General features: G+C 65.9%; 26 protein-coding genes. 15 read left to right on the top strand and 11 right to left on the bottom strand.

What is annotated here, in order from left to right:
- Positions 1-184 precede the first annotated feature (184 nt).
- From rsmG to ATE59_RS00340, 6 genes are all read left to right on the top strand, one after another.
- Positions 185-841, top strand: a complete 657-nt coding sequence (gene rsmG, locus ATE59_RS00365; protein ID WP_058810819.1) for a 16S rRNA (guanine(527)-N(7))-methyltransferase RsmG — start codon at positions 185-187, stop codon at positions 839-841.
- Positions 838-1,620 (top strand): ParA family protein, encoded by a 783-nt coding sequence (locus tag ATE59_RS00360; protein ID WP_003042095.1) that lies wholly within the window; start codon positions 838-840, stop codon positions 1,618-1,620. Before rsmG ends, ATE59_RS00360 begins: the two co-directional genes overlap by 4 nt.
- The gene (locus ATE59_RS00355) at positions 1,621-2,580 is read left to right on the top strand and encodes a ParB/RepB/Spo0J family partition protein (RefSeq protein WP_058810818.1); all 960 of its coding nucleotides are present in this window, start codon (positions 1,621-1,623) and stop codon (positions 2,578-2,580) included. It abuts the gene before it with no gap.
- A gap of 284 nt (positions 2,581-2,864) precedes the next feature.
- Positions 2,865-3,362: a DUF4402 domain-containing protein gene (locus ATE59_RS00350; protein ID WP_058810817.1), complete on the top strand. Its 498-nt coding sequence runs from the start codon at positions 2,865-2,867 to the stop codon at positions 3,360-3,362.
- A gap of 225 nt (positions 3,363-3,587) precedes the next feature.
- Positions 3,588-4,415, top strand: coding sequence for a fimbrial biogenesis chaperone (locus ATE59_RS00345; protein ID WP_058810816.1), 828 nt, complete (start codon positions 3,588-3,590; stop codon positions 4,413-4,415).
- 33 nt (positions 4,416-4,448) lie between these two features.
- Positions 4,449-7,241, top strand: a complete 2,793-nt coding sequence (locus ATE59_RS00340) for an MSCRAMM family protein (protein WP_058810815.1) — start codon at positions 4,449-4,451, stop codon at positions 7,239-7,241.
- A gap of 34 nt (positions 7,242-7,275) precedes the next feature.
- Here ATE59_RS00340 and glpX read toward each other — a convergent pair whose 3' ends face one another.
- Positions 7,276-8,250 carry a class II fructose-bisphosphatase gene (gene glpX / locus ATE59_RS00335; protein ID WP_003042088.1) on the bottom strand — a complete coding sequence of 325 codons (975 nt, stop codon included), beginning with the start codon at positions 8,248-8,250 and terminating at the stop codon, positions 7,276-7,278.
- Positions 8,251-8,379: 129 nt separating this feature from the next.
- On the opposite strand from glpX, the gene ATE59_RS00330 reads away from it, so the two are divergent.
- Positions 8,380-8,766, top strand: coding sequence for a hypothetical protein (locus ATE59_RS00330; protein ID WP_231737132.1), 387 nt, complete (start codon positions 8,380-8,382; stop codon positions 8,764-8,766).
- Between the two features lie 9 nt (positions 8,767-8,775).
- On the opposite strand, the gene ATE59_RS00325 is transcribed toward ATE59_RS00330, so the two are convergent.
- From ATE59_RS00325 to ATE59_RS00315, 3 genes are all read right to left on the bottom strand, one after another.
- Complete coding sequence (locus ATE59_RS00325; protein WP_058810813.1) at positions 8,776-9,606, bottom strand: hypothetical protein; 831 nt, start codon at positions 9,604-9,606, stop codon at positions 8,776-8,778.
- A gap of 54 nt (positions 9,607-9,660) precedes the next feature.
- Positions 9,661-10,980: a homoserine dehydrogenase gene (locus ATE59_RS00320; protein WP_058810812.1), complete on the bottom strand. Its 1,320-nt coding sequence runs from the start codon at positions 10,978-10,980 to the stop codon at positions 9,661-9,663.
- Between the two features lie 111 nt (positions 10,981-11,091).
- Positions 11,092-11,976, bottom strand: coding sequence for a hypothetical protein (locus ATE59_RS00315; protein WP_058810811.1), 885 nt, complete (start codon positions 11,974-11,976; stop codon positions 11,092-11,094).
- A 267-nt stretch (positions 11,977-12,243) separates the two neighbouring features.
- On the opposite strand from ATE59_RS00315, the gene ATE59_RS00310 reads away from it, so the two are divergent.
- From ATE59_RS00310 to ATE59_RS00290, 5 genes are all read left to right on the top strand, one after another.
- Positions 12,244-12,900: an energy transducer TonB gene (locus ATE59_RS00310; protein ID WP_040589502.1), complete on the top strand. Its 657-nt coding sequence runs from the start codon at positions 12,244-12,246 to the stop codon at positions 12,898-12,900.
- A 126-nt stretch (positions 12,901-13,026) separates the two neighbouring features.
- A complete protein-coding gene (locus tag ATE59_RS00305) occupies positions 13,027-13,782 on the top strand; it encodes a MotA/TolQ/ExbB proton channel family protein (RefSeq protein WP_051066368.1) in 756 nt (251 codons plus the stop codon).
- 120 nt (positions 13,783-13,902) lie between these two features.
- The gene (locus ATE59_RS00300; protein ID WP_003042070.1) at positions 13,903-14,394 is read left to right on the top strand and encodes an ExbD/TolR family protein; all 492 of its coding nucleotides are present in this window, start codon (positions 13,903-13,905) and stop codon (positions 14,392-14,394) included.
- Positions 14,395-14,426: 32 nt separating this feature from the next.
- Positions 14,427-14,852 (top strand): ExbD/TolR family protein, encoded by a 426-nt coding sequence (locus tag ATE59_RS00295; RefSeq protein ID WP_040589500.1) that lies wholly within the window; start codon positions 14,427-14,429, stop codon positions 14,850-14,852.
- A gap of 189 nt (positions 14,853-15,041) precedes the next feature.
- Positions 15,042-15,614: a superoxide dismutase family protein gene (locus tag ATE59_RS00290; RefSeq protein WP_003042066.1), complete on the top strand. Its 573-nt coding sequence runs from the start codon at positions 15,042-15,044 to the stop codon at positions 15,612-15,614.
- A 16-nt stretch (positions 15,615-15,630) separates the two neighbouring features.
- Here ATE59_RS00290 and ATE59_RS00285 read toward each other — a convergent pair whose 3' ends face one another.
- Positions 15,631-17,235 carry a spinster family MFS transporter gene (locus ATE59_RS00285; protein WP_058810810.1) on the bottom strand — a complete coding sequence of 535 codons (1,605 nt, stop codon included), beginning with the start codon at positions 17,233-17,235 and terminating at the stop codon, positions 15,631-15,633.
- 105 nt (positions 17,236-17,340) lie between these two features.
- Between ATE59_RS00285 and ATE59_RS00280 the strand changes: the two genes are divergently transcribed.
- Positions 17,341-17,829, top strand: coding sequence for a low molecular weight protein-tyrosine-phosphatase (locus ATE59_RS00280; protein WP_058810809.1), 489 nt, complete (start codon positions 17,341-17,343; stop codon positions 17,827-17,829).
- On the opposite strand, the gene thpR is transcribed toward ATE59_RS00280, so the two are convergent.
- Complete coding sequence (thpR, locus tag ATE59_RS00275; RefSeq protein WP_058810808.1) at positions 17,736-18,353, bottom strand: RNA 2',3'-cyclic phosphodiesterase; 618 nt, start codon at positions 18,351-18,353, stop codon at positions 17,736-17,738. The two genes, ATE59_RS00280 and thpR, sit on opposite strands and share 94 nt — an antisense overlap.
- A 139-nt stretch (positions 18,354-18,492) precedes the next feature.
- Between thpR and ATE59_RS00270 the strand changes: the two genes are divergently transcribed.
- Positions 18,493-19,221 (top strand): Bax inhibitor-1/YccA family protein, encoded by a 729-nt coding sequence (locus ATE59_RS00270; RefSeq protein WP_003042056.1) that lies wholly within the window; start codon positions 18,493-18,495, stop codon positions 19,219-19,221.
- A gap of 83 nt (positions 19,222-19,304) precedes the next feature.
- Here the strand turns inward: ATE59_RS00270 and msrB are convergent, their stop codons facing one another.
- The 4 genes from msrB to ATE59_RS00250 all read right to left on the bottom strand — a co-directional run bounded on the left by msrB (position 19,305) and on the right by ATE59_RS00250 (position 23,465).
- Positions 19,305-19,793: a peptide-methionine (R)-S-oxide reductase MsrB gene (msrB, locus tag ATE59_RS00265; RefSeq protein ID WP_156416674.1), complete on the bottom strand. Its 489-nt coding sequence runs from the start codon at positions 19,791-19,793 to the stop codon at positions 19,305-19,307.
- A gap of 58 nt (positions 19,794-19,851) precedes the next feature.
- The gene (locus ATE59_RS00260; protein WP_058810807.1) at positions 19,852-21,108 is read right to left on the bottom strand and encodes a cytochrome P450; all 1,257 of its coding nucleotides are present in this window, start codon (positions 21,106-21,108) and stop codon (positions 19,852-19,854) included.
- Positions 21,109-21,231: 123 nt separating this feature from the next.
- On the bottom strand, positions 21,232-22,479 hold the full coding sequence (locus ATE59_RS00255) for an ABC transporter permease (protein ID WP_058810806.1): 1,248 nt from the start codon (positions 22,477-22,479) through the stop codon (positions 21,232-21,234).
- The gene (locus tag ATE59_RS00250) at positions 22,476-23,465 is read right to left on the bottom strand and encodes an ABC transporter ATP-binding protein (RefSeq protein WP_058810805.1); all 990 of its coding nucleotides are present in this window, start codon (positions 23,463-23,465) and stop codon (positions 22,476-22,478) included. Before ATE59_RS00250 ends, ATE59_RS00255 begins: the two co-directional genes overlap by 4 nt.
- Positions 23,466-23,522: 57 nt before the next feature.
- On the opposite strand from ATE59_RS00250, the gene queG reads away from it, so the two are divergent.
- The gene (gene queG / locus ATE59_RS00245) at positions 23,523-24,575 is read left to right on the top strand and encodes a tRNA epoxyqueuosine(34) reductase QueG (RefSeq protein WP_058810804.1); all 1,053 of its coding nucleotides are present in this window, start codon (positions 23,523-23,525) and stop codon (positions 24,573-24,575) included.
- Positions 24,576-24,629: 54 nt separating this feature from the next.
- Here queG and ATE59_RS00240 read toward each other — a convergent pair whose 3' ends face one another.
- Positions 24,630-25,235, bottom strand: coding sequence for a Yip1 family protein (locus tag ATE59_RS00240; protein ID WP_058810803.1), 606 nt, complete (start codon positions 25,233-25,235; stop codon positions 24,630-24,632).
- Positions 25,236-25,265: the final 30 nt, after the last annotated feature.

Here is a 25,265-nt window from a genome sequence, read left to right as displayed (position 1 = left end):
CTCCAACGCTCGTGTGAGCAGAAATGTGATGGTGGTTCTCGGCGACTCCCCCGGTGGCTAGCGATGATGCAGGTCCGCCTTGTGATCGACCTCGCACTCCCACCGACGCGGGATTCAAATCCCGCTCACAAGGCGCTAGGGCGGGGAGAGATCGAAGGCCATTGATCGACGGGACAATATACGCATGACGGTTGAATTGCTGACAAGCGAAGCGGAAGCACGCAGTTGGATCGGGGCGGCCTTTGCGCTGACCGAACAGCAATGGGCGCAGCTCGATCGCTTTGCCGCGATGCTGGTCGAGGAGAACGCCCGGCAGAATCTGATCGCTGCATCGACAGTCTCGACCTTGTGGGTGCGGCATATCGCCGACAGCGCGCAGTTGTTGGCGCTCGACGATGCGGGCGAGGGGCTCTGGATCGATCTGGGCAGCGGACCAGGGTTGCCGGGGCTGGTCGTCGCAATCCTGTCGTCGCGCCCGATGCTGCTTGTCGAATCGCGGCGGCGGCGCTGTGATTTTTTGCGTGCGGTCACGGGCGAACTTGATCTTGCGCATGTCGAGGTTGTCGAAGCGCCGCTCGAACGCATCGCGACGCGCCCCGCCGCGACGATCAGCGCGCGAGCCTTTGCGCCGCTCGACAAGCTGATCGCCTTATCCACGCGTTTTTCCACCGAATCGACGCGGTGGCTGCTGCCAAAGGGGCGAAATGCAGTTAAGGAACTGGCATCTCTGCCGCAGCCATGGCAGAGAATGTTTCACGTGGAACAGAGCCGGACCGACGCCGAGAGCCAGATATTGGTCGGCATGGGGACGATCGGCGCAAAACAGCGAGGAAAGCGATGATCCGTATCGCCGTGGCGAACCAGAAAGGCGGGGTCGGCAAGACGACGACCGCGATCAATCTGGCGACCGCGCTTGCGGCGACGGGCTGGCGCACGCTGATCATCGACCTCGATCCGCAGGGCAACGCCTCAACGGGGCTCGGAATCGCGCAGTCGCAGCGCGAATTTTCGAGTTATGAATTGCTGCGCGGCGATGCGCAGCTGGCCGATTGTGCCGTCCCGACCGCAGTGCCGCGGCTTGATATCGTCCCTGCGACGGTCGATCTGTCGGGTGCCGAGATCGAACTGATCGAATTTGCCGATCGGCTCCATCGCCTTGAGCAGGCGTTGACGAGTGCCGAGGCGGGGCAGTGGGATATCTGCCTGATCGACTGTCCGCCGTCGCTCGGCATGCTGACGCTGAACGCGCTGATCGCCGCCGAATCGCTGATCGTGCCGTTGCAGTGTGAATTCTTTGCGCTCGAGGGGTTGAGCCAGCTGCTCACTACGGTCGAGCGCGTACGCGGTCGCTTTAACCAGAAATTGTCAATTCTCGGCGTCGCGCTGACGATGTTCGATCGCCGCAACCGGCTCACCGACCAAGTTTCGGACGATGTGCGCGAAGTGCTGGGGCCGGTGGTCTTTCAGACCGTCATTCCGCGCAACGTGCGGCTGTCCGAGGCGCCGAGCCACGGGCTTCCGGCGCTGATCTACGATCATCGCTGCGCTGGATCGGCCGCCTATATTGCGCTCGCGCGCGAATTGATCGACCGCCTGCCCAATGTTCGCAAGGCTGCATAAATGGCTGATAATAAAGATGAAACCGGACAATCTGCGCCGCGCAAACGCCCGTCGGGACTCGGCCGCGGTCTGAATGCGCTTTTCGGCGACGTAGCGGCAGAAGCCCCGGTACTCGCGAGTCCCGGGGCCGCCCGCCCGGCGACGTCAGCACCTGCTGGCGATTCGGTGCAGCATATCGCGGTGGGCGCAATTCGCCCGCTTCCCGGCCAGCCGCGCCGCCACTTCGATGAAAATGCGATTGCCGAGCTTGCCGATTCGATCGGGACGCGCGGCCTGTTGCAGCCGATCATCGTCCGGCGCGCGCCGGGGGGCGAGGGGTACCAGTTGGTCGCCGGCGAACGCCGCTGGCGCGCAGCGCAGCGCGCGGGGCTGCACCAGATTCCGGCGCTGGTGCGCGAACTCGACGACGCTGCGACCTATGAGATTGCGCTGGTCGAGAATATCCAGCGCCAGGATCTGAACGCCATCGAAGAGGCGAGCGCCTATCGCAAGCTGATCGAGGATTTCGGTCACAGCCAGGAAGCGCTGGCAAAGCTGGTCGGCAAGTCGCGCAGCCATGTTTCGAATCTGATGCGTCTGCTCGACCTTCCGGTCGAAGTGCAGGATCTGGTCGGTGACGGATCGCTGTCGATGGGTCATGCGCGCGCGCTGATCGGGGCCGACGGCGCCGAGGCGATCGCGCGCAGGGTCGTCCAGGAAGGCTTGTCGGTGCGTACGGTCGAGGCGCTGGTGCGCGAGGCGAAGGGGGGCGGCCGCAAGGCGCCCGCCGAAAGCCCGAGCGCGGCTGGCGGCGGGCGCGATCCCGACATCGTCGCAGTCGAGCGGCATCTGTCCGAGCTGCTGGGGATTGGCGTTGCGATCCATTATGCGGGCGGCGGCAAGGGCGCATTGACGCTGAAATTCGCGTCGCTCGACCAGCTCGACATGATCTGCCAGCGGCTTTCGGGCGAATCGATCTGATCGGCGTGTGCCGGATCATCGCGATTCGCCCCTGATATTTTTCTATCCGACGCGCTTAATCTGTCCCGCAGCGGGCCGTTAAGGGGGCGACGGCAATCCCCACGATTGACCGAAAACTGGCGTAACGTCTTGTTTTTGCTCGCTTGCACCTTGCAACGCGGGCCAATTCTATATGCGCTGTTAACCATGCTTGTTGGGCAAAAGCTGAACCGGTCGCCCGCTAAAGTGGTCGGCGAATGGGGTGGGATTTCCATTCGATTATCGACTGTTCAAGGGACCAACTTATGCGCACCATTGGAATGAAGCGCGCCCTCATCGGCGCCGCGATTGCTGCTCTCGCCATGAACGCCCCGGCGGCGCATGCGGCGACGGCCACGGGTACGGCAAAGGCGAAAATCCTTCGCCAGATCACGCTCTCCAACACCAGCGACCTGCAGTTCGCGACCGTCATCAGCGGCGCGACCGCCTCGACGGTCGCGGTGTCGACCGCGGGCGGCGTGACCTGCGGCACCGGGCTGACCTGCACCGGCACCACGACGGCGGCCAATTTCGACATCACCGGCACCAATGGTGCGGTTGTCGTGGTCGGCGGCGACGCGAATGTCACGCTCAACGGATCGCTCGGCGGCACGATGAACTCGACGCTCAGCTATTCGGCGACGAACGTCACGCTCGGTGCGACCGGCGGCAGCTTTCAGGTCGGCGGCACGCTCAGCGTTGGCGCCAACCAGACGGCTGGCGACTATAGCGGCACGTTCAACGTCACCGCCAACTACCAGTAAGCCTTAGAATCATCAGGTGGGGGGATCGGCGCGCCCGTGGGCGTGCCGGCCATCGAAAGGGGTCGCCGGATACCAGCTCCGGCGGCCCCTTTTCGCGTGCGTGGCTTTGGCAGATGCACGCTGCTCGGCATGGTTAGCGAAATATCAACCATGATGGGGCAACAGGGATGCGACCAACCTGGGGGCGGCGACCGCAGCCCCCGACCGATTGTGGGGATCGTGTCTATGCTTCGCTTTTCCAAGGGCTTTTGCCTGCTCGCGGCGGCTGTGTGCAGCGGCGCCGCGCCGTCCGCGCACGCCGCGGGCGATCTGCTCGTAGCGCCGACGCGCGTGATTCTGGACGGATCGCGCGGTACCGAGGTGGTGCTCAACAACATCGGGGCCGAACCCGCCACCTACCGCGTCAGCCTGGAGGTCAAGCGGATGACCGCCGAGGGCGGGCTCGACGAGATCGACGAGGCCAACGCGAACGCCGCCGAACGCGCCGCGCTCGACATGATCGCCTTCAGCCCGCGCCGCGTGACGCTGCCGCCGAACCAGCCGCAGGTGATCCGCATCGGCGTACGTATCCCCGAAGGACTCGCGCCGGGTGAATATCGCGCGCATATGCTGTTCCGCGCGGTTCCCGATGCGGCACCGGCCATCGCCGATCCTGCCAAGCCGAAGGGCGAAGGTGTGTCGATCGCGCTTACCCCCATCTATGGCATCACTATCCCGATCATCGTGCGTGTCGGCGACCTCGCGGCGACCGCAAAGATCGGGGAGGCTTGGGTTGGGGATACGCGCGACGGACCTGCCTTCAATTTCCACCTGACGCGCACCGGCAACCGGTCGGTCTATGGCGATATCGCGGTGACGCGGCCGGGTGTGGCCGAGCCGCTGCTGTTGGCGCGCGGCATCGCCGTCTATCCCGAGGTCGGGGAGCGCACCGTTTCGCTGCGCGTGCCGGCAGAGGTCGCGGCGAAGCTGAAAGGGCCGGTGCAGATCCGCTATGCGGAGGATCGCGAAGTCGGCGGCGCGACGATCGATCAGGTCGACCGGGTGGTGAAATAGCCGGACGGCGCGCGGGATCGGGCGGAGGCGGCGATGCTCGGCGCCCTCCTGAAACGCCTGCTGCCGGCGCTCGCCGCCGGTATGGCGCTGGTGGGCACGCTGCCCACCGGCGCCCATGCCGCTGAAAAAACAGATATTTCTCAAATTCCTAGCGACGGCTGGAAACCGAACGAAGACGACCGCTGGCTGTTCGACCTGCGCTCGGGCCAATATCGGCTCGGCGACGGCGTGCGCGGCTATCAGACGCCGCAGGGGCTGTGCGTCGATCTTGCCGACGTTGTGCTCGCACTCGATCTCGCGGTGCGCGTCGACCGCAAGTTGCGCCGCGCAACCGGCTGGGTGCTCGACGAGCGCCGCACCTTCCTGATCGACCGCGACGCGGGCGAAGTGCGCGCGGGCAGCGAGCGTTTCCGGATCGGCGCGACGACGATCCGCGACACGGCGGCGGGGTGGTGCGTCGACCTTGCCAGCCTGTCGAAATGGATCGGGGTGCCGATCAGCGCCGACCTGTCGAATGCGGTTTTGCGCATCGATTCGAAGGAAAAATTGCCGTTTCAGCTCGCCGCGGAACGCCGCGCGCGCGCCGCAACGATCCGTCCGCAGACGCGCTTCGACCTCGCCAGCCTGCCGCAAGCGGCGCGCCCCTACCGCATGTGGAGCACGCCGTCGATCGATGTCGTCGCCTCGGCAGGTGTGGTGTCCGACAAGCAGGGCGGCTCTTCGACGCAGGCGCGCTACGAGATTTTTGCGGCCGGCGAATTGCTCAAGCAAAGCTTCGATGCGCGCCTGTCATCCGACGACAAGGGCGTTCCCGACAGCCTGCGCCTGCGGCTCTATCGCACCGATCCCACCGGCCAGCTTCTCGGCCCGCTCCACGCGACGCATTATGCGGTCGGCGATGTCAGCCTGTTGTCGACGGGAATCGTCGCCCAGTCGGTACCGGGCCGCGGCGCGGTCCTGACCAATCGCCCGGTCGAACGCCCCGATGCGTTCGACAAGACCGATTTCCGGGGCGATCTGCCCGCCGGATGGGACGCCGAACTCTATCGCAACGGCCAGTTGCTGGCCTTTACCAGCCCTAATGGCGATGGCCGCTACGAATTTCTGGGCGTCCCACTGCAATATGGATCGAACCGGTTCGAAATCGTCCTTTATGGCCCGCAGGGGCAAGTGCGGCGCGAGATCCGGCAGTTGCAGGTCGGGCTCGATTCGATTCCGCCGCAAAAGACCTGGTATTGGGCCGGGATTGCCCAGGACGATACCGACCTGATCGAGTTCGGCGGGCCGCGCGGCGGCGCCTTCCGGCGCGGCTGGCGCGGTTCGGCGGGGATCGAGCGCGGCCTCGATACCCGCACCTCGATCGCCGCCTATTTCCACAGCCTGTTGATCGAAAACGTCCGCCGCAACTATGGCGAAGCGGCGCTGCGCCGTTCGATCGGACCGACCTTGCTGGAGGTCGGCGCTGCCTATGCCGACGACGGCGGTCGCGCGCTGCGGGCCAGCTGGCTCGCCGGCTTTGGCGAAACCTATATCCGCGCTGACGCCATGCGCGGTTGGGGCGGTTTTGTTTCGGACCGTTTCATCAACAATATCAACGGCCTCTATTCGGTGTCGATCGACCAGTCGGTAAAATTGGGACAGACGGTGCTGCCCTTGCACGTCGATCTGGCGAAGATCGACCGGACCTCGGGCGTTTCGAGCATCGAGGCCTCGGCGCGCGCCTCGGCGAGTTTCCGCACCATGACGCTGACCGGGCAGATCGACTGGTCGCGATCGGATGTGCCCTATGGCCCCGACCCGCCCGACAATCTGACCGCCACACTGCTCGCCAATGCGCGTATCGGGCGCGTCCGCCTGCGCGGTGAGGCGCGCTTTGCGCTGGCGGGATCAAACGCCGATTCGCGCCTGACCGCAATTGCCGAATGGTCGGGCAAGCGCGACGCCGAATGGCGCGCCGAGCTGGGCTATGACAAGGGGCTCGACCGCGCGCGCGCCGGGATCGGCTACACGCGGCGTTTCGACAAGTTTCAGCTTTCGGGCTTCGGTGAGGTGGCGAGCGACGGCTCGGTCGCGGCGTCATTGTCGCTCGCCTTCAGCTTCGGGCCGCGCAGCCGGGCCGATGGCGGCAGCGGGGGCTGGCGCGTGTCGAGCGAAAAACTGGCGAGCCGCGGTCAGGTGCTCGCCGAAGTGTGGATGGACGATAATGGCGACGGCATCCGCCAGCCGGGCGAAGCGGCGGTCGCCGACGTCCCGCTGACCGCGGGCAATGCCTTTGTCGATCGCGCGACCGCGAAGGATGGCAGCGCCACGATCGACGGACTCGAACCCTTTCGTCCGGTGATGATCGGCATCGACGCCGGGAGCCTGCCCGATCCCTATGTCCAGCCCGCGCTGCCCGGTGTGGTCGTCACGCCGCGGCCCGGCGTCGCGACGCGGGTCGCGCTGCCGCTGACCGCCGCCGGCGAAATCGAAGGCGTCGCAATGCGCGACGGCGGCAATGCGATCGAGGGATTGCAGCTCGAGCTGGTCGATGCCGAAGGACGGGTGCGCGCGACCACGCTGACCGAGTTTGACGGATATTTCCTTTTCGAAAGCGTAGCTTACGGGCGTTACACGGTGCGGATGGCGAAGGCATCGGCGGCCGCTTTGCGGCTCGATCCCGCTTTCGTGCTGTCCGCCGTCCCCGGCAAGCAGATGCCGCGCGTTCGGCTCGGAACGCTGGCGCTAAGGCCGCTGGCGCGCGCGCTGGCGGGCGGGGACGCCGCCGACGGGGGACAGGGCGGCGCACGGGCACCGCCCAATGATGCGAGGGATGGCGGCGGCTAGAGTCCTGATCCCGCTTTGGGGTGGCAGGGCATCCTCAGCCGAGGCGATGTTCGCCCTTCACCCAGCGCACGGTGCCCGACGATGCGCGCATCACGACCGTTTCGGTGGTCAAAATGCCGCCGCGCCGGTGCTTGACGCCGCGCAGTAGCGAGCCGTCGGTGACGCCGGTTGCGGCGAAGATCACATCGCCCTTCGCCAGATCTTCGAGGTCGTAGACGCGGTCGAGATCTTCGATCCCCCATTTCTTCGCGCGCAGCCGCTCGTCGTCGTTGCGGAAAAGCAGGCGACCCTTGAACTGGCCGCCGACGCAGCGCAGCGCCGCTGCGGCGAGGACGCCTTCGGGGGCGCCGCCCGATCCCATATAGATGTCGACATTGGTTTCGGGATTGGTCGTCGCGATCACGCCCGCGACGTCGCCGTCGGGGATCAGCGCAACGCCGCAGCCGATCGCGCGCAGTTCGGCGATGATCGCTTCGTGGCGGGGGCGGTCGAGGACGCAGACGATGATGTCGGCCGGCGCGCAGCCCTTTTCGCGGGCCACCGCTTCGACATTTTCGCGCACGCTATTGTCGAAATTGACGATGCCGGGCGAATAGCCGGGGCCGACCGCAAGCTTGTCCATGTAGACGTCGGGGGCGTTGAGCAGGCAGCCTTCTTCGGCGATCGCGAGCACCGCGAGCGCGTTGGGGCCGGCCTTGGCGGTGATCGTCGTGCCTTCGAGCGGATCGACCGCAATGTCGATCTTCGGACCCTTGCCCGGCGCATTGCCGACCTTTTCGCCGATATAGAGCATCGGCGCTTCGTCGCGCTCGCCTTCGCCGATGACGATCGTGCCGTCCATATAGAGCGTGTTGAACGCGTTGCGCATCGCCTCCACGGCGGCGGCATCGGCCGCCTTTTCGTCACCGCGGCCGATCAGCTTGGCGGCGGCGATCGCCGCGGCTTCGGTGACGCGCACCATTTCGAGCACCAGGACCCGGTCGAGGTTGCTACCGCCACTTTTTGCCATCGGTACACATCTCCGTCTTTACTTGCTCCGCCCCATCGGCATGCTGGGCGCCATATGGTCGTGCGCCCCGCTTGTCGAGATCGCTTCGCCCGATTCGGGGGCGTGATTGCGCTGTCGTGCGTCATCGGCATGACAGCGCCGCCGCTCGCGGCGCAGGAGGCGTCGCCGCCGCCCGCGCAGGACGCAGAGGGGGCGATCGCGCGCAGCCGGGTGCTGCCCGACCCCGTGCGCCGCTGCGGCCCGATCAAGGCCGGCGAGATTCTGGTGTGTGGCTCCGATACCGACCGCAATCGCCTGTCGCCCGAACTGCGCGCCATCGCCGGGGTGGGTCAGGATGCATCGCCGCAAATCCCGCGCGCCGAGGCGAAGGCGATGAGCCTCGACAAGCTGCCCTATAACTGGATGCCGATCGGCGGGCGGTACAAGCCCGGCCCCGAATATAATCCGCTTTACGAGATGGCGAAGCGCGCGACCGATCCCGAAAGGGGCACCCCCGCGCTGCCCGAGGAGCCCTAGACGCGCAGCCTAGGCAAAGACCTCGACCGCGGCCCGACCCTCGGATGCACGGTACAGACCCGCGGGAACGAGCAGCAGCATCAGGAAATAGGCGGCCCAGAACAATAGCCACCCGACGCTCATCGCCGTTTCGGCGAAGCTGCCGGGCGCGCTGTTGAACAGGATGAACAGATGCGGCGCGAGTAGCGCCAGCGTCAGCAGGCCGGACACGACATAGATGGCGAGATAGAGCCCGAGAAGGCGCGGCCACGCCTTTCGCGTGCGGCGCCAGGATTCGGCAAAGGCCGATACCGGCTCGAGCCGCCCGCTCGCCGCCATTACCGGGCCGACGAGACAGAAGCGCGCATAGATCCACGAGCCGAGCAGCGCCGAAACGATATAGCGGAGGATCACAAGGGCGATTCCATAGTTCTGAACAGGCTGAAATGCAGCGAGCAGCAGGATCGGCAGCGACAAGATGATTCCGACGCCAAAATAAAGGATCATATTGACCGCCAGATAGGCCGCCCCCGCGACGAGCCCGTACATGATCTCCGAAATATAACCCTCGCGGATGTCGGCGAGCAGCGCATTCCACGCCGCGAGCAGCGCGCCGCTGACGATCAGGCTGACGATACCCAGAAGATAGAGCGGTCCGGTGATCGAGCCGCTGACGCGATAGGTCCAGGGATCGGCGGCGATGGCGACAAGGGTGCGCAGATCGAAGATCGGCTCGCTCGACAGCAACAGAAAGGGCAGCACGACGCCGAGGCCAACATAGGCCAGCAGCGCTTGCCAATGCTGGCGGGCCAGCGCGCGTGCGTCGGCCAGGCCGTCCCGGATCGCTATATCCATGTCCATCCCCCCGTTCCCTTATGCGAGGGGTAACAGGGGGTTTCGCGAATGCAAGCAGGGTCAGAGCGCCAGGATCGGCATGTGCATCGGCGTGCCGATGACATGATCCGAGGCGGCGAGCGCAGCGAGCGCTGCGGCGACGGCGCGGCCCGGGCCTTCGTGCGTCACGAGCGCGATCAGGACGCCGCCTTCGGCATCGTCGCCGCGCTGGATGAAGCTTTCGATCGAAACGCCGGCGTCGCGCATCGCGGTCGCGATCTCGGCAAGGACGCCGATCCGGTCCTCGACGATCAGGCGGACATAATGTTTGCCGACGCGCGCGCCCGCATCGGCGGCGGGGGCGGCATCGAGCGCATCGACCGGCATCGCGAAGGCGGGGCCATATTCGTCGCGCGCGATGTCGATGATGTCGGCGACGATCGCCGACGCCGTCGGCCCCGCGCCCGCGCCCGCGCCTTCGAAAAAGAGGCGGCCGACGAAGTTGCCCTCGGCGACGACGGCGTTGAGCGCGCCGGGGACATAGGCCAGCGGATGGTCGGCAGGGACGAGGCACGGCTGGACATGCTGATAGAGACCGCTTTCGTCGCGTTCGGCCATGCCGATCAGGCGTACGCGGTGGCCGAGCGCCGCAGCCTCGCGAATATCGGCGGCAATCAGGCCGCGGATACCCTCGGCGGTCACCGTGTCGAAATCGAGCCGGGTGCCGAAACAGAGCGCGGCGAGGATCGACAGCTTGTGCGCGGCGTCGATTCCATCGACGTCGAAGGTCGGATCGGCCTCGGCATAGCCTTCGGCCTGCGCCGCGGCGAGCGCATCGGCGAAGCTCGCGCCCTCGCGCTCCATCAGCGTCAGGATATAATTGCAGGTGCCGTTGAGGATGCCATAGACGCGCGCGATCTCGTTCGCCGACGCGCCTTCGCGGATCGCCTTGATGACCGGGATGCCGCCCGCGACGGCGGCTTCATATTTCAGCGGCCTGTCCTGCGCCTCGGCGATCCGCGCCAGATCGAGCCCGTGATGCGCGATCATCGCCTTGTTCGCGGTGACGAGCGCCTTGCCGGCGCCCAGCGCCTGACGCGCGAGCGTCAACGCCGGGCCGTCGGCGCCGCCGACCATTTCGACCACCACATCGACATCGTCGGCCTCGACCAGCGCCGCCATATCGTCTTCCCAGCGATAGGGCGACAGATCGACGCCGCGATCCTTCTGGCGATCGCGCGCGGAGATGGCGACGATCTCGACCGCGCGGCCGGCGCGGCGGGCGATCAGGTCGCGATTGGCCTCGAGCAACCGGACGACGCCGCCGCCGACGACGCCGATACCAGCGAGCGCGACACGCAACGGCGGGCGCGGGGCAGCGGGGACGGGCTGAGGCGACATGCAGGCACTCCTTGGCAGGGCGGGCCGGAGCCCGCGGTCGCCTGCGCCCCTATCGGCTTTTCGCCCGGAAACAAGGCCCCGCGTTGCCGCAGGCCCGGCAATTCGGCTGGATCAGAGGCCCGGCGGCGGCGTGCGGGTGCGCATGCATTGGCCGAGCGCGCCGAGGACGACGGCATAGTCGGCGGCCGCCTTCTTGCGGTCTTCGGGGGCGGTGCCACCGAGCTTGCTGAGCGGCAGGCTGCGCGGCAGGCCGCAGGCGAGGCGATACCAGCCGAGCGTGTTCTGGCGCGGAATCGGCGCGCTTTCGTCGACGATCTCGCCAAAGGCGGCCGACCAGCGGCGCGATCCGTCGGCGGCGGTCAGGACGGTGATCGACACTGGCTCGCCGGTCTTGGTGTCGAGGAACAGCTGCGTCTCGCCCTCGCCGGGCAACGTGCCGGGGACGTGGAAGCCGTTGGCGATTCCGGTAATCGCGGGCGGCGCGCCGGGCTTGACCAGCTCGGTCAGGATCGCGCGCAGCCGCGATTCGGTTGCAGCGTCCCACGGCAATTGGGCGTCGGGTGCGATCAGCTGGACGCTGCCGGTGCTGCTGCTCCCCGCCGCCGCGCCCGCGACGGGGCGGGCGAAAAGCAGCACGGGCTGCTTCCTTTTGAGCTTCGGTGGCTTTCCCTTCGCGTCGAGCGGAAGGTCGACGAGATAGCTGATCCGCGCCGCCAGCGGCCCTGATCCGCGAATCAGGCTGACCACATCGGCCTCGACATAGAATCGCGCAAAGCCCGCCGCGAGCCCCGGTGCGCGTTCAGGTTTCAGCAGCGCAGCGCTGTAGACGCGCGCCTCGATCACCATCGGGGCAACTGTCGCCAGATCGGCGAGATCGGCATAGCTCCAGGGGCTTTCGGCGACCGCGGCGGGGGTCGGAGACTCGGCGTAAGCATCTGAAAAACAATTAGTAAACAAAGCAATGCCGGCCACGGTAGCCAGGGCGAGGGCGCGCATATTCGATCCACCTTCTGTTCTATCCTGCCTCGAAAGGCGGCCAATTGCCCATCATGGACAAGTGCACATTAACCGCTGATAAAGGGTTTGCGAACTTCTCGCCACCGCGATAGGACGAGCGGTGAAGCGTCCGGCATAAACAGAACAAGCCGGCTGCTAAGCCATCGGGTCTGCGGAGCGCATCGGAAAATATCCGGGCAATTGGCAACCGAACCCGATGGTGCGGATTTGGTGTCAGGATGATCTAGCAAGGAGCGTCGTCCCTGAATGGCTTATGGTGATAATGTCGACCCTAAAAACAGGGTAGTGGCAATTGTCTTGGTGGGCTTGCTGACGGCAGTGCTGGGCTACGGCCTGGTGAACGGCCTGAATATCAGCATCGTCAAGAAAATTGCCGAAAAATTGGACGTGGTGGACGTCGAAGAGCCGCCGCCGCCGGAGGAGCCGCCGCCGCCGCCGCCGCCGGATAACAAGCTGCCGCCGCCGCCGCCGGTCGTGACGCCTCCGTCGCCGATCCCGCCGCCGAGCACCGCGAACCAGATTCAGTCGGTTCCGACGCCGCCGCCGGCGCCGCCGCCGCAGGTCTATACGCCGCCCGCGCCGCCGGCTCCGCCGCCGACCCCCGACATGTCGAAGGGCGCGTCGCCGAAGGGGTCTCCGGGCCGCTGGGTGACGAACGACGACTATCCGCCGAGCGCGCAGCGTCAGGAACGCGAAGGGACAACGGGTTTCCGTCTGACCATCGGCACCGACGGCAGGCCCACCGGCTGTTCGGTCACATCGTCCAGCGGGCATTCCGACCTCGACGATGCAGCGTGCAAGCTGCTGATGCGCCGTGCGAAATTCGCACCGGCCGTCGATCGGAACGGCAACCCCACGACGGGTAGCTGGTCGAGCCGCTTTACCTGGAAGATCGATCGCTAAGCGTCGCTTTTCCTGAATTTTCCGGCAGCAATGCCGACCCCCGGTTTAGATTTTTTGAGAGGGAATATCGAAATGTTCAATCTGATTGCGAACGCCGCTGCTGCGGCTGGTGCCCACGATGTCGGGATGAGCCTCATGCCCGCGTCGATGTGCGTCAAGAAAGAGGGCGAGAACCCCTATGGTCTCGTCCCGGCGCTGTGCGAAGGCGGTATCGTGTCGCAGATCACCTTCCTCGTCCTGCTGATCATGTTCATCGGCACGCTGTACATCCTGTTCACCAAGCTGTTCGAACAGAATAAGGTGATCAACCAGGGCAAGGCGGTCGACGCGAACTTCTGGCGTGCGCCGACCCTCGCCGAAGGCATGAACAAGCTCGAAAAGAACAGCGCCTATCGTCAGGTCGTCGAAGACGGTCTGCGCGCCAACGAAGAGCATAACAAGCTGACCGACCCGGTCGAAGCGCATGACTGGATGCACGGCACGCTCGAGCGTTCGCAGAACCACATCAACTCGAAGCTCAACGGCGGCCTCGCCTTCCTCGCGACCGTCGGTTCGACCGCGCCGTTCGTCGGCCTGTTCGGTACGGTTATCGGTATTCTTCGCGCCCTCGTGAAGATCGGTGCATCGGGCCAGGCCTCGATCGACACCGTCGCCGGCCCGGTTGGCGAAGCACTCATCATGACCGCCATCGGTCTGATCGTCGCGGTTCCCGCGGTTCTCGCCTTCAACTGGCTCCAGAGCCGCAACAAGGCGATTGCCCGCCGTCTGTCGACCTTCTCGAACGACGTCCTCGGCTCGATCATGTCGGGCGGCCAGGTGAAGCCGGCGGTTGCCGCTGCGCCCGCCAAGGCTGCGCCCGCCGCCGCGCCGAAGAAGGCCTAAGACTCTCGCGCCCCGTCGGCCGCTCAGGCGATCGGCGGGGCCGCTGGACAGCGAAAAGGCGCGCTTCGGCAGGCTTTTCGCAGGTCCATGACAGTAATTTTGTGACAGGATGCTAATCCTATGGCGATGAGTGCAGGCGCAAAGGGCGAAGATGCCCCGATGTCCGACATCAACACGACGCCGCTCGTGGATATCATGCTTGTGCTTCTCATCATCTTCCTCATCACGGTTCCCGTGGTGTTGGAGACGGTGGAGCTCAAGCTGCCCGACGTCGCTTTTGAGCCGACGACGACGAAGCCCGAGAATGTGAACATCTCGGTTCGAGCGGGCGCAACCCCCGGTAGCTGCGAAGTATATTGGGGCCAGGCTCCGGTCGATTCGCGCGAATTGCTCAAGCGCGGCCAAGACAAGCTTGAAAAGCTTCTCAAGGATATCGGCGGGCCCCAGAATATCACCGAAGAGAACTTCCCCGAAGTGCATATCCGCGGCGACATCAACACGCCGTACCAGTGCATCGGCGGTGTGATCTACACGATGCAATATGCCGGTTTCCAGAAGATCGGGTTCATTTCGGAACCTGCCCCTGGTTCGGCCACGCTGGGCCGCCTCTAAGGCGGTCCGCCAAGGAATGAAGGAATAGTCTCATGGCTATGGCTGTTGGGGATCGGGACGATAATGAACCGATGATGGAAATGAACACGACGCCGCTGATCGACGTCATGCTCGTTCTCCTCATCATGTTCATCATCACCATTCCGGTCCAGACCCACGCGGTGAAGATCGACCTGCCGGTTCCGACCGATTCGAAGAACAATGTCGACCCGGAAAAGAACAAGATCATGATCGACCCCGCAGGGACGGTCACGTGGAACGGCGTTCCGGTCGATCTGGCGCAGCTTTCGGATTATCTCGAGCAGACGAAGGCGCTGCCGGTCGAACCCGAACTGCAGATCCAGCCGGACCCCTACGCCCGCTATATCGTGGTCGATCGCGTCATGGCGGTCGTGAAGCGTAGCGGCGTCGGCAAGCTCGGCTTCGTCGGCAACGAACAATATGCGCGCGTTTTCTGATCGCTAGATCAGCGATGCGCCAGCGAAGGGCCGCGGAGCGATCCGCGGCCCTTTTGCTTTGCCGGGCGTGAAAGCGCTTGGCGCGGCGGCTTTGGCGGGGCATCCTGCCGGCCTGGGAACGAACGCCGCGCCGCGGCGTAGGATTCCCGCAAGCGCCGTACCGCGCGCCAGATGATGGGGAGCCGATCGATGAAGCCTGCCGCCACTTTTCGCCCGACGATGACCGCCGCGCTGTGCGCCGCCTCGCTGCTCGCCCTTGGCGGCTGCGCCAGCGGATCGAAGGGGCCGACGACGACGATGCCGCCGTCCGATGCCCATGCCCAGCTTTACGACGCGTCGGGCGCCGACCGTGGGCGCGTCGATATCTACAAGGACGGAACGGGCCTGCGCATTGAACTGGTCGCGCGCGGCTTTGCCCCCGGCACCTATGGCATGCATCTGCACGCCGTCGGCCAATGCACCCCGCCCGATTTCAGCAGCGCCGGCCCGCACTGGAACCCGACCCATGCCCAGCACGGGCGTGACAATCCGATGGGGGCGCACCATGGCGACCTGCCCAACCTCGTCGTCGAATCGGGAACGATCGGCCGCGCGACGCTGCAGGTCGTCGGTTCGCGGCTGACGGGTGAGGGCGGACTGCTCGACGCCGATGGCGCGGCGTTCGTGATCCACGCCGGTCCCGACGATTACAAGACCGATCCGAGCGGCAACAGCGGCGGCCGCGTTGCCTGCGGCGTGATCCAGCTCGGCGCCGCGAACTGATCGCGCGCGGGCGCGGTCAGGCCGCCGCGCTCGCCGCGCGCTCGGCAATCGTCGCTTCGGCCTGCGGCACCGTGCGATAGGCATAGATCAGCAGGGCCAGCGCGATCGGCGCGACGCCGATCAGCGACAATATGCCCGTCCGCAGGTCACCCACCGGCTTGCCGTTGACCATCGTGCCGGCGAGGTCCGAAATCTGTCCGACCATATAGGGACCAAATGACAGACCGACGAGCGTCGTGCCAAGGAAGAAGGCGGCGGTCGCCGTCCCGCGCATGCGCGGCAATACCAGCTCCTGCGTCGTAGCGGCGGCGGCGCCGAGCGCTGCAGCACCGAACATGCCGGCAAGGAAGTTCATCGCGTAGAAGATGAAGCTGCTTTCGGTCGTGTAGCCGATCCAGATCGGGATGATCGGCGCGACGACGCCGAAGATGATCGTCAGGATGCGGCCCGCCGGATTGCGCGCGCGCAGCGCGTCGGCGATGCGGCCGCCCAGAATGACCCCGACGAACCCTGCGAGCGCACCATTGGCGCCGAGGATGAATGCCAGTTCCTGCTTGGGCAGCTTCAGCACAAGCTCTGCATAGGGCGGCGACCAGAAAGCGAGGGCGTAGGCGGCAAGGCTCACCAGCCCGTAACCCAGCGTTGTGCAGATGAAGGCAGGCGTGCCCCAGATCAGACGGAAGGTCGCGGGATCGCGCGCGCGCAGCGTCGAGGCCCATGAAAAGACAGCATAATAGCCAAGCCCGACCGCCGACCATTGCGGGAAATTGCCCGTCAGGCGAATCATCCACCACGCAAAGGCGGCGATCGCGGCGGCGAAGCCGATGTTTACCGCCAGCGCGGTCGTGCCGCGCTGTGCAGCGCCGAAAAGGGTGAAGGGCGGGACGATCGTCGACAGGTCGCGAAAGAATTCGCGGAAGGGATGGGGCGAACTGTGGCTCGCGACTCCGTCCATCGCGCCGCGCGCGGGTTCGCGCAGCGCTGCGACCCACAGCGCGACGAGCAGGCCGGGAATGCCGACGGCCAGAAAGGCGCCGTGCCAGCCGACCAGCCCCATCGGCCCGCCGTTCGGCCAGGTGCGGTTCCACGCCTCGACGATCGAGGCGCCGATGAACAGCGACACGCCGCCGCCAAGGTAGAGCCCCGACGAATAGATGGCGAGCGCGGTCGCCTTCTGCCGCTTGGGGAAATAGTCGGAGATCAGCGAATAGGCGGTCGGGCTGGCGGTCGCTTCGCCGACGCCGACGCCCATGCGGGCAAAGGTCAGCGTCACCTGATTGCGTGCGAACCCCGACAGGGCGGTCATCGTCGACCAGAGTGCGAGGCCGATCGACAGCAGCTTCACGCGGTTCCAATTGTCCGCGAGGCGTCCGAGTGGGATGCCGAACAGCGCATAGAAGACCGCGAAGGCGGCACCGCCAAGGAAGCCCATGTCGGCGTCGGTCAGGCCGAGGTCGGCCTTGATGTCGACCGCAAGGATGCTGACGATCTGGCGGTCGATGAAGTTGAGGATATAAACGACGACGAGGACGCCGAGGACATACCAGCTGTATCCCGTCGCGCGCGGTTCGGTCTCCGCACTTTCGACGCCTGTCCCCGGATCGTTGCTCGTCTCAGCCATCTGGCACCGCGCTCCCTCAGTCATTATCGTTGGTCGCCATGGCTAGCAGAGCCGCCGGACAGCGCAAGTTGAAAACCGGTTCAACTTCGTGACGAAGGATATGACATGACCGACGACCGGGGCGATGCGCCCGCCATCCTTTTTCTCTGTCTCGGCAATATCTGCCGCTCGCCGCTGGCGGAGGGCGCGGCGCGCGCCGCCTTTGCCGACGCCGGAATCGCGGTGCGGCTCGATTCTGCGGGGACTGGCGACTGGCATGTCGGCCACCCGCCCGACGCCCGCGCGCAGGCGGAAGCGCGGCGGCATGACGTCGATATCGGCGATCTGCGCGCGCGCCAACTCGTGCGCGGCGACTTTCACCGCTTCGATCTGATCCTGGCGGCGGACGCCGACAATCTGCGGACCGCGCGTGCGCTCGCCCCGGCGGACGCGACGGCGCGGCTGATGCTGATGCTCGATCTCGTACCCGGACGGGCGGGCGAGAGCGTGACCGATCCCTATTATGGCGCCGACGACGGCTTTGCCGAAACCTGGGCCGATGTCAGCGCGGTCGCCGCCGCGCTGGTTGCCGCGACCGGGTCGTCGAGCGGATAGCGAGCGATCGGGTGATAGCGCGATCCGCCATGGCCAAGCTCACTTTCGTAGAGGGTGACATGGCCGAAGACGAAGTCGGGCGTCGCCAGATCGCCGTTCAGGGCCAGAAAGGGCGCCACCGGCCCCGATCCGCGATTGAGCCGCGCCAGCGTGACGTGCGGCAGAAAGGCGCGCGTCTCCTTCTCGATCCCGACGCGCATCAGCAATTGGTCGACCTTGCGGTGCAGTGCCGCGACCGGTTCGGCGGGTTCAACCCCAGCCCATACCATATGGGGCCGCCCGTGCCGCTCGAACAGGCTGACCCCCGCGATGCGCGCGGCGATGGCGGGGGCGTGCAGGGCGCCGAGCGCCGCGGCGATGTCCTCTGCGCGATGGCGGTCGACTTCACCGATGAAGCGCAAGGTCAGGTGAAGCTGGTCGTCATCCTGCCAGCGTGCGCCAGAAATGCCGTGCATCGCGGCGATCAGCCGGGCGCGAATCGGCCGCGGCGGCCGCAGGGCTACGAACAGGCGGTGGGTCGACATGGTGCGCTCGTCATAGGGCCTTTGCACCGCGCGCGACAGCGCCGAAGGCGCCCGGACCGGTTTCGCTTGAAACGGAGGGCGAAAATACTGATATTGGCAGTACGGCCGGTATGGGCTGGCCGGTGATGGAGATTTGAAAATGGCTAATTGGAACGACCCCAATATGGCGGCGTCCGGCTTTCCTGGCAGCGCGAGCGCGATGGATCAGGCCGTCGATGCCGGCCTGCGGTCGTACATGCTGTCGGTCTATAACTATATGGGCTCGGGCGTGCTGCTTACCGGCATCGTCGCGATGCTCGCCTATTCGACGGGTTTCACCCTGTCGCTGATCGGCAGCCCGCTGATGTGGGTTGTCATGCTTGCACCGCTCGCTTTCGTGATGGTGCTCAGCTTCGGGATCAACAAGCTGTCGACCGGCGCGGCACAGGCGCTGTTCTGGGGCTATGCGGCGATCATGGGTCTGTCGATGTCGACGATCTTCCTCGCCTTCACCCAGACCTCGATCGCGACGACCTTCTTCGCGACCGCAGCGGCCTTCCTCGGTCTCAGCCTCTATGGCTATACGACCAAGAAGGATCTGTCGGGTTTCGGCACCTTCCTGATCATGGGCGTCGTCGGCATCCTCGTCGCGATGCTGATCAACCTGTTCGTGCAGTCGACCGCGCTCAACCTCGCGATCAGCGTGATCGGTGTGCTGCTGTTCGCCGGCCTCACCGCCTACGACACGCAGAAGATCAAGAGCATGTACTTCTATGTCCGCGGCACCGACTTCGTCGGCAAGTCGGTGGTGATGGGCGCGCTGACGCTCTACCTCGACTTCGTGAACATGTTCACCTTCCTGCTCAACCTGATGGGCAGCCGCGACTAAGCGGCGGCGCATCGGAACGGCAAAGGCCCGGCGGAGCGATCCGCCGGGCCTTTTCATTGGGGCATCCGCGAGACGGAGCGCGGTCAGGCGGGGACGAAGCGGAGCGCGGCGCCGTTCATGCAATAGCGCTTGCCGGTCGGCTTTGGCCCATCGTCGAAGACATGGCCCAGGTGGCCGCCGCAGCGCCGGCAATGCACCTCGGTCCGCGGATAGCCGAGTTCATGGTCGACCGACGTCGCGATCGCGCCGGGCAGCGGCGCCCAGAAACTTGGCCGGCCGGTGCCGCTGTCATATTTGGTCTTGCTCGAATACAGCGGCAGCGCGCAGCCCGCGCAGGCAAAGGTGCCGGCGCGATGCTCCTTGTTGAGCGGGCTGGTGAAAGGCCGTTCGGTCGCGGCCTCGCGCAGCACCGCATATTGCGTCGCGGTGAGGCGCTTTTTCCACTCGGCATCGGACAGGCGCCAACCCGGCTGCGCCAGCGGGCGCTTGCCGGGCTTGGCGAACAGCATCGGCGCGGCGATCATCGCGCCGCCCAAGGCGAGGCCCGAAAGCAGATAACGACGTTCGATCATGGCAGGCTCCTCTGCCTTCTAGATACGATGCCGGTCTGCTCCCGGTTTCAGTGCCGCGTCAATATTTCTCGAGCACCACGGGCAGGTGGCGATAGCCGTGAACGAAGCAGGCGTTCACCCGGTCGGGTTCGCCGACCACATTCACGCGCAGCCGCCGCCGCTGCATTTCGGAGATCAGCGCGGTAAGCTGAAGCTCGGCGACGCGTGCGCCGACGCAGCGGTGGATGCCGTAACCGAAGGCGAGGTGACGCCGCGCATTTTCGCGATCGACGATGATCCGGTCGCCGTCGGGGAAGATGCTCTCGTCGCGGTTCGCCGACGCATACCACAGCGCGATCTTGTCGCGCTTCTTGATCTGGTGCCCGAACAATTCGGTGTCTTCGGTGGCGGTACGGCGCATGTGCGCCAGCGGGGTCTGCCAGCGGATGATCTCGTGCATCGCGTTGACCGCGAGTTCGGGATCGTGATTCGCCTCCAGCTTCGCGCGCTCCTCGGGGAAAAGATGGAGGCCATAGGCGTAGGCCGACATCGAATTGCGCGTCGTGTCATTGCCGCCGACGATCAGCAGGATGAGGTTGCCCATGAATTCCTCATGGCTCATGTGGCTCATCGCATCCGACTGGAGCATGATCGAAATCAGGTCGTGCGTGCCGGGGTTCTGCGCCTTGCGGTCCCACAATTCCTTGAACGCGGCGCCCATTTCGAACGCGATTGCAAGGCGGGCCTGGCGTTCTTCGAGGGTGTTGAAGCTTTCGATGTCGCCGAGCGCGTCGGACCAGGCGGTCAATTTGTGGCGTTCTTCAAAGGGAAAGTCGAACAGGATGGCGAGCATCTGCGTCGTTAGTTCGATCGACAGTTTTTCGACCCAGTCGAACGTTTCGCCGATGGGCAGCGAATCGAGCACTTCGCTCGTCCGGCGCAGCGTGTCGGCGCGCATCCGTTCGATTTCGGAGGGACCGAAAGCCGGGGCGACGGTGCGGCGCTGCGCGGTGTGCTGCGGCGGGTCCATCGCGATGAACATCGGCATCGGGATTTCGCCCTCCTGCAGATGTTCGATACCGTCGCCCGCGACGGTGATGCCGCCATATTCCCACGAGGAGGAGAAGATCTTGGGCAGCGCCTCGATATGCTGGATCGGCTTGTAGGTCGTTACCGACCAATAGGGACCGAATTTCGAATCGTCGCAGTAATAGATCGGCGATTCGGCGCGCAGCTGCGCCATCGGTTGCTGCCAGCGATCCTCGCGCCACATATCGGCGCGGCTGACGTCGAGCGGATTGATGGTTTCGGGTTCGACGCGAATTTGGGTGGCCATTAGGGGCAGCTCCTCTCAAGGCCGTCGGGCGCGGCCGATTGGGTTGCAGAATGCCACTATTTACAGTTTTGTCAATGAGACTTTGGGGCGATTACCCTAGAAACGAGCGGGACCCTCGGGGCGTCACGCGCGCTGCCGCCGCTTCCAGAATTTCCAGCCCGCCTTGCCGCTCAGCACCCCGGCGCGGAACATCCGGACCGACAGGAAGATGACGAGCGCGACCCAGAGCAGCTGCCAGCCGAGCGCAAGCAGATGGACGGCCTTCGCATCGTCGGTCGCGGCGCGCGCCGCCATCGCGAAGGGCGACGAAAAGGGAAAGATCTCGGCGAAGCGCGCGAGCGGGCTGCCCGGCGCGCTCGCGGCGGCCGAAGAGAGGCTGAACATGCCGACCTGAAAGATGGTGATCGGCAGGCTGAGCATCTGGATTTCGCGCACCGTTCCCGCCTGCGCGCCGACACCGAGGAACACCGCGCCGAGCAGGAGGAAAGCCATGATGAAATAGACGAAGCAGATGCCGACGAAGAAGCCCCAGCCGGTGGCGGGCGCCGCGAGCATCGCCGCAACCGGCTTGCCCGCGCCCGCCGCAGAGAGCGTGGCCGGGTCGATCTGGGTTGCCGCGATCAGTCCGCCGCCTGCCGCCATCGCGAGCCAGAAGGCGATAAACAGCACCGCGACGCCGAGCATGCCGAGCAGCTTGCCGAGAAAGACGCTTTCGAGCGGTACCGCGGCGGCGAGGATTTCGATGACCTTGTTGCCCTTTTCCTCTGCCAGCGAACTGACGGTCTGCCCCGCGAGCAGCAGCGTCATCAGGAAGATTGCAAAGACCGCGCCGAAGCCCATCGACTGTTGCACCGCTATGCTCGTCCCGCCGCTGCGGATCGATTCGAAATGCGCAGCGACCGGCGCGACCGCGCCGGCAGCGCGGTCGCGCAGCACCTCTTCCGCGAGCAGCACAAGATAGCGACCCGCGCGGCTGCCCTCCTCGCGTTCGACGATGCGCGGCGCGGCGAGCGGGCCGACCATCACCGCATAGGTGTCGGCGCCCTTTTCCTGCGCGATGACCAGCGGATCGTCGCCCTTCGGCGAGGCAATCCGCACGTCGAGCGTCGCGGGACCGCGGCCGCCCAGCGCGTCGCGCAAGCGCGTGTCGGCGCTGCGCAGCGCCGCGACATCGCCCGCGCCGGCGACGACGACGATGCGCCCTGCGCCGCGCGCGCTGTCGGCGAGCTGCGACGCGCCGAGGCCGCCGACCAGGCTCATGCCCAGCATGAACAGCGGCGCGAGCAGGAAGAGGAGAAAGGTCGGCGTCGCGACGATCGCAAGAAAGTCGCGGCGCGCGACGACCGCCATATTTTTCAGAAAGGGGGTCATGCGCTTGCCTCCGCAGCGGCTTCTTCGGCGGCGTCGGCGGCGAAGCCCGCGTCGACCTGGCGCACGATATGGACGAAGGCATCGTGCAAGCCGGGGCGGGCGATCGACAGGCCGGCGACGCCATGCCCGCTTGCGGTGATCCGCGCGAGCAGCGGTTCGACCCCCGCGTCGTCGATCGCAAAATGCCAGGCGTCGCCGCGCCGCTGCGCATCGGCGGGCAGCAGCGCCGCGATCACGCCATCGTCGGCGCCGGTGCGCGGCGCGTAGCGCACCTGCATCGGCAGCAGCGCGCGCGCCTCGTCGACCGTGCCCTCGAAGCGGCGCTGCGACCGCGCGATGATCGCGAGCCGGTCGCACAGTCGCTCGGCATGCGCCATGACATGGGTGGAGAAAAGGATCGTCGCGCCGCGATCGCGTTCGCGCCGCACGAGCGTTTCAAGCCGCTCCTGATTGACCGGGTCGAGTCCCGAAAAGGGTTCGTCGAGCACGATCAGGTCGGGAGCATGGACGATCGAGCCGATGAGCTGGACCATCTGGGCCATACCCTTCGACATCTTGCGGATCTTTTCGTCGATGACGCGCTCGAGCCCGAGTTCGGCCATGAAGGTCGCGGCGCGGCGGCGGCCTTCGCCCCAGTCGAGTCCGCGCAGCGCGCCCATGAAAGCGATCGCCTCGCGCGCCTTCATGCCGGGATAGAGGCCGCGTTCTTCGGGCAGATAGCCGATGCGGTGGCGCACCGATTGCGGCTTGTGGCTGCCGAACAGGCGGCTCGTCCCCTCGTCGGGATCGATGATGCCCAGCGTCATGCGCAGGCTGGTGGTCTTGCCCGCGCCATTGGGACCGAGAACGCCATAGATGCTGCCGACCGGCACCTCGAGGTCGACATGATCGACCGCCTTGAATTCGTCGAAATATTTGGTGAGGCCGCGCGCCTCCACGCAATAATCGGTCAAACGCTGGTCCCCGCTCGCTGAATCGGCCCGCATATCATCACTGTATCATCGCTCTATGGCACGGCCCGCCGCCTGTCGTATAGGGGCGCAATGCTTTCCAATGCCTTGCCCCCGATCGAAGAGCGGCTCGCGGCCACCGCGCGCGCGTATGGCTTCGCGGCGTTCGGCATCGCGCACGCCGACGCGGCACCGCAAACCGCGGCGCGGCTGAGGCAATGGCTCGCCGAGGGATGCCATGGCGACATGATCTGGATGGAAAGCCGCGCCGAACAACGCGGATCGCCGCAAGGGCTGTGGCCCGAGGTGCGGTCGGTGATCGCGCTCGGCATGAGCTACGCCCCCGGCACCGATCCGCTGGCGCTCGCGGGGGCGCCCGACCGCGGCCGCATCTCGGTCTATGCGCAAGGGGCCGATTATCATGACATCGTGAAAAAGGCGCTGAAGCATGTCGCGCGCTGGCTCGTCGCCGAGGCGCCGGGGGCGGAAGTGAAGGTCTTTGTCGACACCGCGCCGGTGATGGAAAAGCCGCTCGCCGCCGCCGCCGGGCTTGGCTGGCAGGGCAAGCACAGCAATATGGTCAGCCGCGAGCATGGCAGCTGGCTGTTTCTGGGCGCGATCTACACGACGCTCGATCTGGCGCCGTCGGTTCCGGGGCGCGATCGGTGCGGCAGTTGCACCGCCTGTCAGCAGGCCTGCCCGACTGCGGCCTTTCCGGCGCCCTATCGCGTCGATGCCCGCCGCTGCATCTCCTATCTGACGATCGAGCATGATGGGCCGATCCCGACCGAATTCCGGCGCGCGATCGGCAACCGCGTCTATGGCTGCGACGACTGCCTAGCGGTGTGTCCGTGGAACAAGTTTGCCGACACCGCGGCGCGGCACCGCGCCTTTCTGCCGCGCGGCGAACTGGCGGCGCCCGCGCTCGCCGATCTGCTCGCGCTCGACGATGCGGGGTTCCGGCAGGTCTTTTCGGGATCGCCGATCAAGCGGATCGGGCGGGGCCGCATGGTGCGCAACGCCGCGATCGCGGCGGGCAACAGCGGCGATCGCAGCTTGCGGCCACGCCTGATGCTGCTGGCGAGCGACGAATCGCCGATGGTCGCCGATGCCGCACGATGGGCGCTCGAGCAACTGGCGGACTGACGGCGGGAGACGGCGATCGTGCCGCCCCCCTCCGTCGCCGGTCCGCCTTCTTGCTTAGAATCCCCGCATGAAGGTCGCGGTGATCGGGGCGGTAATCGCGCCGATAACGAGTGCGACGACAATCGCCGCGACCACGATCAGGATCGTGTACGTCATCGCCTTGTCCTGCGGCGCGCGCATCAGGCGGGGCAGTCCGAGGTAAAGGAGATAGAGGCCGTAGAGGCCGAGCAGCGACAGCCAGGATAGTGCGGGCAGGATCGCGAAGATGCCCGCAACCCAACTCGCGGTGCCCGAATAGGCCGCAACCTTGAACGCCTGAACGCGGTTCTGCGTCGCGCCGAAGCTGGGGGCGAGCGCGTCGATGATGAGCGCGAGGATGAAGACCCCGATCAAGGTCGTGGCATATTGCACGACGGCCGAGGCGACGGCCGAGCCGACCGAGGGGCGATAGGTGAAGCCCATTACCGAAAAGCCGAAGGCGAGCATGCCGATCAGCCCCGCCACCGCGGGAATCGCCGCCAGCGGGATGATATAGCGGCGATAGAGGCCGCCGATCGTTTCGGCTTCGCCGTCGATCACCTCCCACTCGCGCGCGGGCTGGAGCAAGATATTCTTGACGCGATCGACGATCGAGCGCGGCTGCTGGTCATTCCCTGTCATAGTCGGTCTCCACCCAATGGCTGAACCGCG

Origin of the sequence: Sphingopyxis sp. A083, assembly GCF_001468495.1 — a bacterium.
In the GTDB taxonomy this organism is placed as follows: Bacteria; Pseudomonadota; Alphaproteobacteria; order Sphingomonadales; family Sphingomonadaceae; genus Sphingopyxis; species Sphingopyxis terrae.
The sequence above is the reverse complement of the archived record's forward strand: the minus strand, read 5'-3'. Positions and strand labels throughout refer to the sequence as shown.